12 protein-coding genes are annotated in these 14,829 nt (G+C 64.0%); 4 read left to right on the top strand and 8 right to left on the bottom strand.

Annotation, left to right across the window (positions count from 1 at the left end):
• Nucleotides 1–197 precede the first annotated feature (197 nt).
• A complete protein-coding gene (locus VSR68_RS37475) occupies nt 198–1,943 on the top strand; it encodes an FAD-dependent oxidoreductase (RefSeq protein ID WP_342944572.1) in 1,746 nt (581 codons plus the stop codon).
• A 429-nt stretch (nt 1,944–2,372) separates the two neighbouring features.
• Here VSR68_RS37475 and VSR68_RS37470 read toward each other — a convergent pair whose 3' ends face one another.
• Entirely contained in the window at nt 2,373–3,326 is a 954-nt protein-coding gene (locus tag VSR68_RS37470) for a LysR family transcriptional regulator (RefSeq protein WP_342944571.1), read from the bottom strand.
• Nucleotides 3,327–3,392: 66 nt separating this feature from the next.
• Between VSR68_RS37470 and metE the strand changes: the two genes are divergently transcribed.
• The gene (gene metE, locus VSR68_RS37465) at nt 3,393–5,699 is read left to right on the top strand and encodes a 5-methyltetrahydropteroyltriglutamate--homocysteine S-methyltransferase (RefSeq protein ID WP_342944570.1); all 2,307 of its coding nucleotides are present in this window, start codon (nt 3,393–3,395) and stop codon (nt 5,697–5,699) included.
• Nucleotides 5,700–5,703: 4 nt separating this feature from the next.
• Here the strand turns inward: metE and senB are convergent, their stop codons facing one another.
• Nucleotides 5,704–6,714: a selenoneine biosynthesis selenosugar synthase SenB gene (senB, locus tag VSR68_RS37460; RefSeq protein WP_342944569.1), complete on the bottom strand. Its 1,011-nt coding sequence runs from the start codon at nt 6,712–6,714 to the stop codon at nt 5,704–5,706.
• Nucleotides 6,715–6,733: 19 nt separating this feature from the next.
• Between senB and senA the strand changes: the two genes are divergently transcribed.
• Together senA and VSR68_RS37450 are read left to right on the top strand one after the other, a co-directional pair.
• Nucleotides 6,734–7,930 carry a selenoneine synthase SenA gene (gene senA / locus VSR68_RS37455; RefSeq protein WP_342944568.1) on the top strand — a complete coding sequence of 399 codons (1,197 nt, stop codon included), beginning with the start codon at nt 6,734–6,736 and terminating at the stop codon, nt 7,928–7,930.
• Nucleotides 7,931–8,117: 187 nt separating this feature from the next.
• Nucleotides 8,118–8,540 (top strand): universal stress protein, encoded by a 423-nt coding sequence (locus VSR68_RS37450; protein WP_342944578.1) that lies wholly within the window; start codon nt 8,118–8,120, stop codon nt 8,538–8,540.
• Nucleotides 8,541–8,695: 155 nt separating this feature from the next.
• Here VSR68_RS37450 and VSR68_RS37445 read toward each other — a convergent pair whose 3' ends face one another.
• From VSR68_RS37445 to VSR68_RS37420, 6 genes are all read right to left on the bottom strand, one after another.
• Entirely contained in the window at nt 8,696–9,007 is a 312-nt protein-coding gene (locus VSR68_RS37445) for a transposase (RefSeq protein ID WP_342944567.1), read from the bottom strand.
• A gap of 24 nt (nt 9,008–9,031) precedes the next feature.
• A complete protein-coding gene (locus tag VSR68_RS37440; RefSeq protein ID WP_342944566.1) occupies nt 9,032–9,994 on the bottom strand; it encodes an electron transfer flavoprotein subunit alpha/FixB family protein in 963 nt (320 codons plus the stop codon).
• A gap of 35 nt (nt 9,995–10,029) precedes the next feature.
• Complete coding sequence (locus VSR68_RS37435; protein ID WP_342944565.1) at nt 10,030–10,779, bottom strand: electron transfer flavoprotein subunit beta/FixA family protein; 750 nt, start codon at nt 10,777–10,779, stop codon at nt 10,030–10,032.
• Between the two features lie 32 nt (nt 10,780–10,811).
• Nucleotides 10,812–11,987: a CaiB/BaiF CoA-transferase family protein gene (locus tag VSR68_RS37430; protein WP_342944564.1), complete on the bottom strand. Its 1,176-nt coding sequence runs from the start codon at nt 11,985–11,987 to the stop codon at nt 10,812–10,814.
• The gene (locus VSR68_RS37425) at nt 11,987–13,159 is read right to left on the bottom strand and encodes a mandelate racemase/muconate lactonizing enzyme family protein (RefSeq protein WP_342944563.1); all 1,173 of its coding nucleotides are present in this window, start codon (nt 13,157–13,159) and stop codon (nt 11,987–11,989) included. Before VSR68_RS37425 ends, VSR68_RS37430 begins: the two co-directional genes overlap by 1 nt.
• A 146-nt stretch (nt 13,160–13,305) precedes the next feature.
• The gene (locus VSR68_RS37420) at nt 13,306–14,781 is read right to left on the bottom strand and encodes a benzaldehyde dehydrogenase (RefSeq protein WP_428983672.1); all 1,476 of its coding nucleotides are present in this window, start codon (nt 14,779–14,781) and stop codon (nt 13,306–13,308) included.
• Nucleotides 14,782–14,829 lie beyond the last annotated feature (48 nt).

Raw genomic sequence — 14,829 nt, 5'->3', positions numbered from 1 at the left:
CCGATTCGCTCAGCACGAGTTCCCCTTTGGGCCGTCCGCTCATCGATGCCTCCTCGTATCGAGTGCCACACAGAACACTTTAGTACGTGATCGACATCATTCAATGAATTTTTAACTCATGACACTACTTTTTGTTCGACGTTGCGGAGCCTCCGGCTGCCTGGCGGCGCCCGTCAGCCGCTGGAGGAGAACCCGCGATGAGCAACGAACCAACGCCTGAAAACGGACAGCCCGAGCATCGGCATGCAGCGGACGAAAGCCGCGCCATCGACGATAGCTCGCCCGCTGAAGACCCGAGCGTGCGCGATCATCCGCGTTACCAGCAGATGTTTCCCGTGCTCGCGGATGCGGAAATCGACCGCGTGCGCCGCTTCGGCAATCTGTGCCGTTACGCGAAAGGCGAGTTGCTCTATCGCGCGGGACATCTCTGCCCAGGCGTGTTCGTCGTGCTGTCGGGCAAGGTCCGCATTGTCGGCCGCGACGGCCTGGGCCACGAGCGGATCATCCACACGTATACGAAGCGCGGCGAGTTTACGTCGGACGTGACGCAGCTCTCCAACAAGCCCGCCGTCGTCGATGCGCACGTGGTCGAAGATGTCGAAGCGATCTTGCTCAGACCCGACGAACTCAGCGCGATGATGATCAGCGAAGCCGATCTCGGCGAGAAGATCATGCGCGCGCTGATTCTGCGGCGCGTGCTCGTGATCGAGCGCGGACACGGCGTCGTGCTCGTCGGCCCTTCCGGCAATGCGCGGCTGCTCGCGTTGCAGAACTTCCTGCGGCGCAACGTGTTTCCGAGCCTGACGCTCGATGCGCAACAGGACGCCGAAGCCATCGCGCTGCTCGAACGGCTGACGCCGCAACCCGACGACTTTCCTCTCGTCGTGTGTCCGAACGGCACGGTGCTGCGCAACCCCGACGAAGGACAGCTCGCGTCGTGTCTCGGACTGATACCCGAGTTCGACGCGACGCATGTCTACGACGTGGCCATCGTCGGCGCGGGACCGGCGGGTCTCGCAACGGCCGTTTATGCCGCATCCGAAGGGCTGTCGGTTGCGGCGCTCGATTGCCGCGCGCCGGGCGGCCAGGCGGGCACGAGCTCGCGCATCGAGAACTATCTGGGCTTTCCGACGGGCATCACAGGCCAGGCCCTCGCGGGACGCGCGTTCGTTCAGGCGCAGAAGTTCGGCGCGCATATCGGCATTCCGTGCGAAGTCAAAGCACTGTTTTGCGACAGTCAGCCGCCGTCTATCGAGCTTGCCGACAAGCGCCGCATCACCGCGCGCACGGTCGTCATCGCGAGCGGGGCCGAGTACCGGCGTCCCGACGTCGAGGGCCTGGCGCGCTTCGAAGGTTGCGGCGTCTACTACTGGGCGACGCCCATCGAGGCGAGGTTGTGCCGCAAGGAGCCCGTGCTGCTGGTCGGCGGCGGCAATTCCGCGGGACAGGCGGCCGTGTTTCTCGCATCGCACGCCGAGCACGTGCATATGTTCATTCGCGGCGCGAGTCTCGCGCACAGCATGTCGCACTATCTGGTCGAGCGGATCATGTCGCTGCCGAACGTCACGTTGCATACGCGGATCGAACTGACGGCGCTCGAAGGCGATGCGCGGCTCGAGCGCATCCACTATCGCGGCGCGGGCGGCATCGAAGGCAGCATGACCGCGCATCACCTGTTCGTCTTCATCGGCGCCGAGCCGAATACGGGCTGGCTCAAGACCTGCGGCGTGTCGCTCGACAGCAAAGGCTTCGTGCTGACAGGCCCCGACATTCCCGGCTCCGGCCTGCAATCGCAATCGTTGCAAACGAGCGTCGACGGCGTCTTCGCGATCGGCGATGTTCGCTCGGGGTCGACGAAGCGCGTCGCGTCGGCCGTGGGCGAAGGCGCGGCCGTCGTCGCGCAGATTCACCGCTTTCTCGTCGATACACGGCAGACGCATTAGGCGCCTTTGCGGCGCGTCGAAGCTGCGACGCGCACTTACGTCAGCGCGATAGCGATTCCAGCGATGCGCACGACTATCCGACGGAGCCCCAGGCGTGGGCGAGACTCGGGGCGGCGCGGCGGGAGGCGATCAAGCCGCTCGTCTACGCGCCGGACGGCGCGGTGCTTCCTCCGCGACTGCTCGAGCAATACACGTATCGCGCGCAGATCACGCGGGCGCACGAGAGGGCGGCGAGCTTTCCGGTCGAAGCGCGCAATGCGCACTACGACGCCGTGCTTGGCCGCAATCGCAGGCGGACGCGCGGAACTGTTGCGCATGCATCGGACGGGCCTGATCCACGACGAGTTGCTGCATGTGCTCGAACACGACCTGACTTGCACGAGATGTCCTCCCGGCACGCGCGGATAGAAGCCGCCGCGCACGGCAGTGCTACGCGCGCACCCTCGCCTCCACCCGCTCCGTCTCGCGAGCCATCGCGACGAATGCCGTCAGATAGTCAATCGCATCATCGGATTCGCGCGTGCCGAGAAAGATCTGTTTCGCGATGCCCTTCTTGCCGAGCCGCAGCGGCGTGATCGGCATCCAGCCCGCGTACTCTTCCGCGAGCCAGCGCGGCAGCGCCGCGACGCCCCGGCCGCTCGCGACCATCTGCAGCATGATGTCCGTGGTTTCGATCACCTTGTGACGCTTCGGCACGACGTTGGCGGGCGTCAGAAATTGCGTGTAGATGTCGAGCCGGTCCGTTTCGACGGGATAGGTGATCAGCACTTCCGAAGCCAGATGCTCAGGCGTGACGTAGGGCTCTTTCGCGAGCGCATGCCTGTCGGCGACGACGAGCACCTGCTCGTAATCGAACACCGGTTCGAAGCGCAGCCCCGGCTTTTTCAGCGGATCGGGCGTGACGAGCACATCGATGTCATAGCCGAACAGCGCGCCGATGCCGCCGAACTGAAACCGCTGCTTCACGTCGACATCGACATCGGGCCAGCGCGCGAGATACGGCGAAACGATCTTGAGCAGCCACTGATAACACGGGTGACATTCCATGCCGATGCGCAGCGTGCCGCGCTCGCCCTGCGCATACTGCTTCATCCGCGCTTCCGCATGCTCGAATTGCGGGAGCATGCGGTTCGCGAGTCCAAGCAGATACTGGCCCGCCTGCGTGAGGCGCATCGCGCGTCCCTCGCGCGTCCAGACGGGCGTGCCGAGTTGCTGCTCCAGTTTCTTCACGGTATGGCTCAACGCCGACTGCGTGAGATTCAGCACGTCGGCGGCGGCGGTGAGCGACCCCTGGCGCTCGACCTCTCGAATCACCATCAGATGACTGCGTTCGAGCATCGGGCCTCCATGAACAGAATTAATGCGTGCATGAAATAAATCCATTTTTATTCATACATCGAAAATTCTATCATCGCTTTCAGGCTCTTTTCTCTGGACGGCATACGAACGATGGTCACGACGCACAACCTCGGTTTTCCGCGCATCGGCGCAAACCGCGAATTGAAATTTGCACTCGAGAGCTACTGGAAAGGCCAGTCGTCACGCGACGCGCTGAAGGCCGCCGGCGCGCAGCTTCGCGCGCGTCACTGGAACGATCAGGCGCGCCTCGACTTCGTACCTGTCGGCGATTTCGCGTTCTACGACCAGGTGCTCGACATGAGCTTTACGCTCGGCAATCTGCCCGAGCGCGTGCGCGGCTTTCACGGCGATGCGCTCGACAACACCTTCCGCGTCGCGCGCGGCCGCTCGGCTCAAGGCGCGGAAGATCACCACGCATGCTGCGGCGGCGTGGCCGCTGGCGAAATGACCAAGTGGTTCGATACGAACTATCACTACATCGTCCCCGAGTTCGACGCGCACACGCAGTTCTCGCTCGATCCTTCGCGTCTCATCGAACAGCTTGCGCAAGCGCGCGCAGCCGGCGTGAACGCGAAGCCCGTGATCGTCGGGCCGGTGACGTATCTGTGGCTCGGCAAATCGAAGGACGGTTCCGACAAGCTCTCGCTGTTGCCGCGCCTGCTCCCCGTGTACGCGGCGCTGCTCGACTACTTCACGGCGCAAGGCGTCGAGTGGGTGCAGATCGACGAACCGGCGCTCGTGACGGAACTCGACGCGACGTGGCGCGAAGCATTCGTCACCGCCTACGATGCGCTGTCGGCGCGCCGCGTGCGACTGCTGCTTGCGACTTACTTCGGGCAGTTGCAGGACAATCTCGGCCTGGCGTGCAAGCTGCCCGTCGATGGCCTGCATATCGATGCGATCAATGCACGCGATGAAGTCGCGCAAGTCGCGGCGCAGCTGCCGGATTCGGCGGTGCTGTCGGTTGGCGCGATCAATGGCCGCAATATCTGGAAGACCGATCTGACCGCGGCCCTGCAATGGCTCGAACCGCTGCATCGGACGCTCGGCGACCGCTTGTGGGTCGCGCCGTCGTGCTCGCTGCTGCACGTTCCCGTCGATCTCGGCAGCGAACAGAAGCTCGACGCCGAAATCAGATCGTGGCTCGCGTTCGCGCTGCAAAAGCTCGACGAACTGACGGTGCTGGCGGGCGCACTGAACAACGGCCGCGCATCGGTGGCCGATGCGCTCGATGCGAATGCCGCCGCCATCGAAAGCCGCCGCGTCTCGCCGCGCGTGCACAACCCGGCTGTGAAGGCTGCGATAGCGCGCATCGATGCCGCGCTCGGCCAACGCGCGAGCGCATATGCGCAGCGCGCCGAAAAGCAGGCGGCGCTTCTCGACCTGCCCGCTTATCCGACGACCACGATCGGCTCGTTCCCGCAGACGAACGAAATCCGTCACGCGCGCAGCGCGTTCAAGCGCGGCTCACTCGATCAGGCGGGCTACCACGCGGCGATGGAACGCGAGATCGCACGCGCAGTGAAGGAACAGGAAGCGCTCGGCCTCGACGTGCTCGTGCACGGGGAAGCCGAACGCAACGACATGGTCGAATACTTCGGCGAACAGCTCGACGGCTATGCGTTCAGCCAGTTCGGCTGGGTGCAGTCGTATGGCTCGCGTTGCGTGAAGCCGCCCATCCTGTTCGGCGACATCAGCCGCCCGAAGGCGATGACGGTCGAATGGACCCGATACGCGCAGTCACAAACCAGCAAGCCGATGAAAGGCATGCTGACAGGGCCCGTCACGATCCTGAACTGGTCGTTCGTGCGCGACGATCAGCCTCGCTCGGTGTCGTGCCATCAACTGGCGCTCGCGATTCGCGACGAAGTGCTCGACCTGGAAAGCGCCGGCGTGCGCATCATCCAGATCGACGAAGCCGCGCTGCGCGAAGGGCTGCCGCTGCGCCGCTCGCAATGGAACGCGTATCTGCAATGGGCGGTGGAATCGTTTCGCATCGCCGCGAACGGCGTGCAGGACGAAACGCAGATCCATACGCACATGTGCTATTCGGAGTTCAACGACATCATTGCGTCGATTGCCGATATGGACGCGGATGTGATCACGATCGAAACGTCGCGCTCCGATATGGAACTGCTGGATGCTTTCGATCACTTCAACTATCCGAACCAGATCGGGCCCGGCGTCTACGACATTCATTCGCCGAACATTCCGAGCGAGGAACACATCGTGAATCTGATGCAGAAAGCGGCGGAGCGGATTCCTGCGGAGCGTTTGTGGGTGAATCCGGATTGCGGCCTGAAGACGCGCGCGTGGGAAGAAGTGATCCCCGCGCTGACGAACATGGTTGCGGCCGCGCGCACGCTGCGGCAGCAGCCCGCTTCACGGGGTCAGTGATGCGCTATGCCGATGCCTGAGCCAGCGCATCCCTGACCAGGCTGACTACTGCCGCATGCTCCGCGGCGGGCGCAAACAATGGCGCCCGCCGTGTGCATTGGTGCTGGAGCGCTGTCAGAAACGCGCGGTCGCGGCTCGCGCGATCGAGCAGCGCGGCCAGCGCCTCGTCGTCGCCGGGTGGGAAATAGCCGTCGTAATCGCGGCCCAGCATGCCGATGTTGCCCGCAATGCGGCTCGCCAACACGGGAACGCCCGCGTTCACCGCTTCGATAATCACGTTCGCGCCGCCTTCCATCACGCTCGAAATGACCATCGCGTCGGCGTTCGCAATGCGCCGCAGCGTGGCGCCGTGCGCCAGTCCCTCGTACCAGACGTAGCGCTGCACCGTGGGCCACGCCCTCGCTTGCAATGCCTGCGCCGCCAGCCGATACTCGTCCTCCAGTGCGCGGCCGATATGGATAAGCCGGACGCGCGAATCGTCGGGCAGACGCTCGATCGCGCGCATCGGCGTGCGCGGGTCTTTCTCCGCGCGCATGTGACCGACGAACACGACGTCGAACGTGCGGCGTCGGCGCGTCGGCGGAACGTCGGCGTTGCGCGCCAGGGCGGACTGGTAGATCACACGGCATTTCGCGCGGTGCGCCGCCGTCAATTCCGCCAGCCCCTCTTCCTGCAACACGACCAGATGTGTAGCAAGATCGAGCGAGCGGCGCGCGGATTCGTCGACGCGGATGTCCCGATACAGATCGGTGCCCGTCAGCACGACGACGAGGGGACGATCCGGGCAAGCCTCGGCAAACCTTGCGATACTCGGAGCCGAACGCCGCGCGTGCAATGCAATCAGACAGGCGGGCGGCTCGTTTCGCGGATCGGCGGGCGGCCATTCGGCGTCGAGCGAAACCTGGTAGTCTGTCCGCAGAAACCTGAACCAGCGATTGGCTGTCTGCCAGTTTCCGTTGTTGGCGCTGCGCAGTGCGGGGCTCGCGATGAATATTCTGGCCATTGGAGGACGCATGGTGGTACGGATTGGCAGAGTGACAACACGCAAACTGGACAAGGCCCAGTTGGATGCGGCATTCGTCGATGCTCATCGGCGGACATGGGCGATCCTCGCAGATTTGACACCCGCGCAGATGCAGGTTCCCTGCGACCCCGGCATCAATCCGCCGCTGTGGGAATACGCGCATGTCGCCTGGTTCACCGAGCACTGGATACTGCGCGATCCGCAACGAGACCCGCAAGGCCGGTTTGCTCCCACGCGCCCGTCGTTGCTCGCAAGCGCTGACCGATGGTTCGACTCGGGGCGCATTGCGCACGACGATCGCTGGCATCTGGACCTGCCGGCACGTGCAGAGATTATCGACTATGCGGACGCCGTGCTGGAACAGGTGCGCGCGAAACTCGCCGCATCGACGGAATCGGACGACGACCTCTACTACTTCCGTCTCGCGTTGTACCACGAAGACATGCATGCCGAGGCGCTGACCTACATGCGGCAGACGCTGGATTATCCGCCGCATGCGCCGCTGGCGATGCGGCCCGTCGAGCATCTCGCGGAGACGAGCGACGTGGCGATCGGCGGCGAGACGTTCGAGATGGGCGGATCACAGGACGACGGCTTCGTGTTCGACAACGAAAAATGGCGGCACGCGGTGTCCGTCGGGCCGGCGCAGATCGACCGCCAATGCGTGAGCAACGCGCAGTTCATGGAATTCGTCGCGGCGAACGGCTATGAAAACGAACGCTGGTGGTCGAGCGACGGAATCGCGTGGCTCAATCGCGCCGGCCTGAAAGCGCCGAAGCGGTGGCGCGAAGCGACGGGGGCGGGAGCAGGCAATGGCTCCGCGCGCTGGGAGCATCGCTGGTTCGGGCAATGGCAGCCGCTTCCGCTTTCGCAGCCGGTCTGCCACGTCAATGCGTATGAAGCGGAAGCGTTTTGCCGCTGGCATGGCCGGCGCCTGCCGACTGAAGCCGAATGGGAATACGCCGCGTGCAACGAGCTGATCGAATGGGGCGAGTCGGTGTGGGAATGGATGGCCGATCCCTTCGAGCCGTATGCGGGCTTTTCCGCTGATCCATACGAGGACTATTCGGCGCCGTGGTTTCATACGCACCGGAGCGTGCGCGGCGCGTCGTTCGTCACACGCGACCGGATGCGCAATCCCCGCTATCGAAACTTTTATCTGCCGCAGCGTAGCGACATCTTCGTGGGGTTCCGTACCTGTGGCTGAGAGCAAGCTTCATCTGTGAGTTTTCGTGCGTTGAGATGAGTTGTCGACTTGCTGTGGCGTTCTGCCACTCGGGTTCGAAAATGGCCGGATGACCATCGTCAATACCCGAGCGGCGAAAAGAGGAATACTGATCACTCGTCGATCTTATTGTCTCTGTCACAGCCGCGCGATGCGCGACTCACTATCCATGTTCAAACACATTCTTCTTCCCGTCGACGGTTCCGACGTATCGCGCAGGGCCGTTTCAAGTGCCATCGAGTTCGCGCGGATCAGTGGCGCTCGACTAACACCCTATACCTGCGTACACGACCAGTGGATTCCAACCGATAACGAACTGTGGCCTGAATACGCATCACGCGCGCACGATGAGGCCCGGGCAGAGCACGTAAAGATCGAGGAAGCCGCCGCCCAAAATGGCGTGCATTGCGTCGGTGCCGCGTCGGTCGCGTCGTCGCCCCATCTGGGGATCATCGCCAAGGCGATAGAGCTCGAATGTGACGTGATCTTCATGGCGTCGCATGGTCGGAACCGGGTCAGCAGTCTCTTGCTGGGCAGCGAAACGCAGAAGGTGCTCAGCCACAGTACGATTCCAGTCCTCGTGTTCCGCTGAAGTCGTTATACGCCGAGGTCTTGAGCAGCGGGAAAAAGCATGCGACGAGATCGGTGCCTTGGGACGCCGCTCGTCCATCGGCGCGTGACCGAACGTGCCCAGGTGCTTCGGGATGCTTGCCTGAAGGCAAATCAACCGGAGCGAGCGGGCCGCCGCTATTCGCTATCGCCTTGCTCTTCGCGCTTTGCCGCAGCCGTGGATAAGGGAAGCGCGATGCCGAGCGCGTCTGCGACTTTGTCGAGCGTGCCGTCCCGGCACCACTGACGATATTTGATGTAGCACGTCTGCGCAGGCGGTCCGTCACGCGGCAGATGATGCCAACGCTCGTTTTGCGTCAGCACCCATAGGATCGCGTTCAGGAGTTCGCGCGGGTCGCGGGGCACGCGACCGTATCTGCGCATCCCGTTGTGAGGGAACAAATGCGCGATCTTGTCCCAATCCTGATCGGACAATGGTTCGAAGCTCATCGCCTGCCCCACCCGTTGATCGGCTTACGCGAGACTCGTGCAGAGTTCCGGCACGGCCGTGAACAGATCACCGACGAGACCGTAGTCCGCGACGCTGAAAATCGGCGCCTCTTCGTCCTTGTTGATCGCGACGATCACCTTCGAGTCCTTCATGCCCGCGAGGTGCTGGATCGCGCCCGAAATGCCGACCGCGATGTACAACTGCGGCGCGACGATCTTGCCCGTCTGGCCCACCTGATAGTCGTTCGGCACGTAGCCCGCATCGACGGCTGCGCGCGAGGCGCCCATTGCCGCGCCGAGCTTGTCGGCGAGCGGTTCGAGCACTTTCGTGTAGTTCTCGCCACTGCCCAATCCACGGCCACCCGACACGATGATGTTCGCCGACGTCAGTTCCGGACGGTCCAGCTTCGTCACTTCGCGGCTCACGAACTGCGAGATGCCTGCGTCTGCCGCCGCTTCGATCTTCTCGACCGAGGCATTGCCGCCTTCTGCCGCGACCGGGTCGAAACCGGTTGCGCGCACCGTGATGACCTTGATCGGATCTTGCGATTGAACCGTTGCGATCGCGTTGCCCGCGTAGATGGGGCGCTCGAACGTATCGGCGGAATCGACGGCTGTGATCTCGCTGATCTGCGCGACGTCGAGTTTTGCCGCGATGCGCGGCGCGATGTTCTTGCCGTACGCCGTCGCGGGCGCGAGGATGTGCGAGTAGTTTTTCGCGATGTTCAGCACCGTCGCCTCGACGTTTTCTGCGAGACCTTCGGCCAGTTGCGGCGCATCGGCAAGCAACACCTTTGCGACGCCCGCAATCTTCGCAGCCGCGTCCGCAGCAGCTTGTGCGTTGTGACCCGCGATCAGCACATGAATGTCACCGCCGATCTTCTGTGCAGCCGCGACCGTGTTCAGCGTCGCGGCCTTGATCGACGTATTGCCCCCCAAGGGGGCTTCCTTCGGGGCGTCGTGTTCAGCAATTACCAGAATCGTCATTTCATTCGTCTCCGCTATTCCGTGATTCGCGTCGATCAAAGCACCTTGGCTTCGGTCTTGAGCTTCTCGACCAGCGCCTTCACGTCCGGCACCTTGACGCCGGCGGAACGCTTCGGCGGCTCACTGACCTTCAGCGTCTTCAGACGCGGCGTCACATCGACGCCCAGGTCTTCCGGCTTCACGGTTTCGAGCGGCTTCTTCTTCGCCTTCATGATGTTCGGCAGCGTCACGTAACGCGGCTCGTTGAGGCGCAGATCCGTCGTCACGACAGCCGGTAGCGTGAGAGACAGCGTTTCCGCACCGCCATCCACTTCACGCGACACCGTCGCCTTGCCATCAGCCACGACGACCTTCGATGCAAACGTCGCCTGCGGCAGATTCGCCAGCGCGGCCAGCATCTGGCCCGTCTGGTTGGAATCGTCGTCGATGGCCTGCTTGCCGAGAATGACCAGCGACGGCTGCTCCTTGTCGACCAGCGCTTTCAGGAGTTTGGCCACAGCCAGCGGCTGCAGGTCTTCATTCGATTCGACGAGGATCGCGCGATCCGCGCCGATCGCCAGCGCCGTGCGCAGCGTTTCCTGACACTGCGTCACACCGCATGAAACGGCAATGACTTCACTAGCCACGCCTGCTTCCTTCAAACGCACGGCCTCTTCGACGGCAATCTCGTCGAACGGATTCATCGACATCTTCACGTTCGCGAGATCGACGCCTGTCCCATCCGACTTCACGCGGACCTTCACGTTGTAATCGACCACTCTCTTGACGGGCACCACGATTTTCATCTTCGTCTCCAACTATTCACCGACACGGCCCGCTACGCACCCTGAGCGACGCCATCGAGCAGGCGCGCGATGTCATCCGGCGAGTAGCCGAGTTCCGCGAGCAGCACGCGCGTCGAATCGCCCACGGCCCCGACGGGATGACAGGGCGCCGCCGGCGTCGCGCTGAAGCGTGGAGCGGGGCCCGGCTGCGTAATGCCATCGACCGTCGCGAACGTGCCTCGCGCCTCGTAATGCGGATGGCGCGGCGCCTCATCGAGCGACAACACGGGCGCAAAGCACACATCCGTGCCTTCGAGCAGTTCGCACCATTCGGCCCGCGTCTTCTGGCTGAATGCTTCGGCGACGCGCTCCTTGAGCGCCGGCCATTGCGATTCGTCCCACTGCTGATCGAACGCCGCATCGTCCAGTCCGACGAGTTCGCGCAACAGCTTGTAGAACTGCGGCTCGATCGAACCGATGGAGATGTACTTGCCATCGGCGCACGCATACGCATCGTAGAAATGCGCGCCGCCATCGCCGTTGTTCGTGCCGGCCTCCGCGTGCCAGATGCCCGCCGAACGCCAGCCGTACATCAGCGATGCAAGCAGCGCAGCGCCTTCGCAGATCGAAGCATCGACCACCTGGCCTTGCCCGCTCAGCTTCGCCTGATGCAGAGCCGACAGCACGCCGAACGCGAGCAGCATGCCGCCGCCGCCGAAATCGCCGATCATGCCGGGCGCGGGAACGGGCGGCCCGCCTCGACGCGCCGTCGAATGAAGCGCGCCCGCCAACGCGATGTAATTGATGTCGTGCCCCGCCGCTTGCGCAAGCGGACCCGTTTGCCCCCAGCCCGTCACGCGCCCGTACACGAGCGACGGTTTGCGCGCGAGGCACACGTCCGGACCGAGCCCGAGCGATTCCATCACGCCCGGACGAAAGCCTTCGAGCACGATGTCCGCGCGCTCGATCAGAGACAGCGCGATTTCCTTCGCCTCAGGACGCTTCAGATCGAGCGCAATCGATTCGCGTCCGCGCGCGAGCACGTCGCTGCTGCGCGCGGTCAACGCGCCCGCGCCGCTGTCGCGCCCCGGGGTCCGCGTGGTCGCGCGGTCGATGCGGATCACGCGCGCGCCATGATCCGAAAGCATCATGCCCGCGAACGGCGCGGGACCGAGTCCCGCGAACTCGATGACGGTAATCCCCGTCAAGGGCCCCTTGCGCTCCATCATCACAGCGCCACCACGCGCGCTTCCTTACCCTTCGTGAGGTTGCGCACCAGGAATTCTTCGTTCAGCTCGATGCCCAGACCCGGCCCTTCGTTCGGGTACGTATAGCCGTTCTCGAAGCGCGGCACGTTCAGCGCGATGTCGCTGCCCGCCGGAATGTCCTTGCTCTCCCACACGCCGTGAATCGTCAGCGGTCCCGTCGATTCGTTCAGGAATTGCGACGCCCACTGGTTGCTCGTCCACAGATGCGCGGACGGGCTGTGCTCCAGGCCCGAGCCGATCATGCAGCCGCACATCACGGGCAGCCCCGACAGACGCGCGAGCGTCAGCCAGCGCTGCGACTTCAGCAGTCCGCCTGCCTTCTGCAACTTGATGAAGAGACCATCGGCCGCGCGCCGGTCGATGATGTCCTTGATGTGATGCAGTTCCTTGGCCGCCTCGTCGGCGTAGATCGGCGTGCGCACCTGCGCGCGCAGGCGCGCCATCCCTTCGATATCCCAGTGCGGCAACGGCTGCTCGATCAGCTCAAGATTCGCGTCGTCCAGGCGGCGGATAGTGCGCAGGGCCGTTTCGTAGTTCCAGAAGCCGTTCGCGTCGACCGTGAGACGAATGTCCTTGCCCACCGTCTCGCGCACTGCGTACACCATCCGGATGTCGTCTTCGACGGAGCCGAAGCCCGTCTTCATCTTCAGCAACTGGAAGCCTTGCTTGTGCGCGACGATCGCCTCGGCCGCCACCTGCTCGGGCGTGCCCGCCGACAGCACCCAGCCCATCGCCGCGCCCGCGATCGTGCGCCCGCCGAGCAGTTCGTACACGGGCACGTTGAGGAGCTTGCCTTTGAGATCGTGCAGCGCAAAGTCGACGGTCGCCTTCGCCTGGTTGTTGTCGCGCACCAGCAGATCCATCTTGCCGACGAGCTTCTCGATGTTGCGCGGGTCTTCGCCCAGCAGCACGCGCGGCGCGATCACGTCGCAGATCATCGACATGATCGAGCCCTGCATCTCGCCCATGTACCACGACGACGTGTCGCCCGAATCCGAAAAGCCCACGGTGCCGTCATCGCACGTGAGCTTCAGCACGACGCTGTCGATCGCCTCGATGCGCGTGTTCGGCATGATCATCGGCTTTTTCATCGGGGTGGAGACGGGAATGACTTCGACTTTGACGATCTTCATGATGGTTCCGGTTGATTCCAGTAGGCAGAGGTAAGGAAGCCCTGCCGCGCTCGGTGGCTAGCGTGCGAGAAGCGCGGTCGGGCAGCGTTGGCTATGTGTCTTGATGCAAGGAAGAAGTGGCGTTGCACGGCCGCCGTCACACAACGTCAGAGCGGATATTGCGGCGGCGTCTGACGCACCGTGATCCATCGCCATTGGGTGAACTCGTCCCAGTTGGCGGGGCCGCCGTGACGCGAGCCGTTGCCGGACGCGCCGCGTCCGCCCATCGGCATCGTGCCGTCGTCGTTCACGGTCTGGTCGTTGACGTGCACGAGCCCCGTCCTGAGCCGGTCGGCGATGGCCATTCCACGGCCCACGTCGCGTGTGTAGATGCCCGCCGACAGGCCGTACTCGCTGTCGTTCGCGTGCGCAATCGCTTCGTCATCCGAAGCAAATGATGTGATGCACACGACCGGCCCGAAAATCTCGTCGCGGAATGCGGGCATCTCGGGCGTGACGTCCGCGAGCACGGTCGGCTGATAGAAACGGCCTTCGCCGCTGCCGCCCGCGAGCAGCTTCGCGCCCATCCGCACCGATTCGTCGACGATCTGCTGCACGCGCTCCACCTGCTTGCGCGTGATGATCGGACCGAGCGCGACGTTGCCCGTATGCGGGTTGCCGACGGGCAGTTGCTTCGCCTTCTCGGCCATGCGCTGGGCGTACGCGTCGACGATCGATTCGTGGACGAGATGACGGCCCGCGCTCATGCAGATCTGCCCTTGATGCAGCCACGAAGCCCAACTGCCGCCCGATACGGCGAGATCGAAGTCCGCGTCGTCGCAAATGATGAGCGAGTTCTTGCCGCCCAGTTCGAGCGCGACCTTCTTCAGATGCTTGCCCGCCAGTTCTCCGATACGGCGGCCAACCGCCGTCGATCCCGTGAACGAAATCATCGCGACGTCGCGATCGGTGACGAGCGCCTCGCCTGCATCGGCTTCGCCGGGCAGCATGCTCAACACGCCTTCGGGCAAGCCGGCCTGCTGAAGCAGGAGCGCGAGCAGCACGCCGCCCGACACGGGCGTGCGCGGATCGGGTTTCAGAACGACCGCGTTGCCGGTTGCGAGCGCAGGCAGCGTTGCCCGGGACGTCAGCAGGAAGGGGAAATTGAACGGTGAAATCACACCGACGACGCCATGCGGCACACGCCGCGCCATGCTGACGACGCCCGGCTGGCTCGGCAGCACGAGGCCCGGCGGCTGCGTCAGCATCGCGGCTGCCTCGTGCAGCAAATGCAGGACGGACTCGATTTCGAAAACGGCCTTGGGTCCGATCGCGCCCGTTTCGCGCACGATCCATTCGGCGTATTGAGCGCGGTTCGTATCGAGCAGCGCGGCAGCCGTGCGAAAGATCGCCGCGCGCGACGGATAGGGCATCGCAGCCCAGGCGGCTTGCGATCGGGCCGCCAGCGCGCTCGCCGCGCGCACGTCCTCTGCGTTGGCTTTGCCCGTCGTCGCCAGTTGCAGGCCGGTGGCGGGCTCCACGACGTCGATGCGCCCGCCGGCAAGTGATGTCCAGTTGCCGAGCAGTCCGCGGCCCGACCAGTCAACGGCATTCAGCAGGTTGTCCGCCATATCTGTCTCCATGATTCGCCTTGTCTTCTGAGGTATTTCGCCGGCGTGGAATCGACTATA

The organism is Paraburkholderia phymatum, assembly GCF_038900715.1.
GTDB classification, from domain to species: Bacteria; Pseudomonadota; Gammaproteobacteria; order Burkholderiales; family Burkholderiaceae; genus Paraburkholderia; species Paraburkholderia phymatum_A.
Note: the sequence above shows the minus strand (reverse complement) of the source record. Positions and strands in the feature narration are given on the sequence as shown.

Excerpts from the sequence above, each read along its gene's own strand:
- VSR68_RS37425 (WP_342944563.1), bottom strand. The coding sequence starts at position 13,159 with ATGAAGATCGTCAAAGTCGAAGTCATTCCCGTCTCCACCCCGATGAAA.
- metE (WP_342944570.1), top strand. The coding sequence starts at position 3,393 with ATGGTCACGACGCACAACCTCGGTTTTCCGCGCATCGGCGCAAACCGC.
- VSR68_RS37440 (WP_342944566.1), bottom strand. The coding sequence starts at position 9,994 with ATGACGATTCTGGTAATTGCTGAACACGACGCCCCGAAGGAAGCCCCC.
- VSR68_RS37430 (WP_342944564.1), bottom strand. The coding sequence starts at position 11,987 with ATGATGGAGCGCAAGGGGCCCTTGACGGGGATTACCGTCATCGAGTTC.
- VSR68_RS37435 (WP_342944565.1), bottom strand. The coding sequence starts at position 10,779 with ATGAAAATCGTGGTGCCCGTCAAGAGAGTGGTCGATTACAACGTGAAG.
- senB (WP_342944569.1), bottom strand. The coding sequence starts at position 6,714 with ATGCGTCCTCCAATGGCCAGAATATTCATCGCGAGCCCCGCACTGCGC.
- VSR68_RS37470 (WP_342944571.1), bottom strand. The coding sequence starts at position 3,326 with ATGGATTTATTTCATGCACGCATTAATTCTGTTCATGGAGGCCCGATG.
- VSR68_RS37450 (WP_342944578.1), top strand. The coding sequence starts at position 8,118 with ATGTTCAAACACATTCTTCTTCCCGTCGACGGTTCCGACGTATCGCGC.
- VSR68_RS37445 (WP_342944567.1), bottom strand. The coding sequence starts at position 9,007 with ATGAGCTTCGAACCATTGTCCGATCAGGATTGGGACAAGATCGCGCAT.
- VSR68_RS37475 (WP_342944572.1), top strand. The coding sequence starts at position 198 with ATGAGCAACGAACCAACGCCTGAAAACGGACAGCCCGAGCATCGGCAT.
- VSR68_RS37420 (WP_428983672.1), bottom strand. The coding sequence starts at position 14,781 with ATGGAGACAGATATGGCGGACAACCTGCTGAATGCCGTTGACTGGTCG.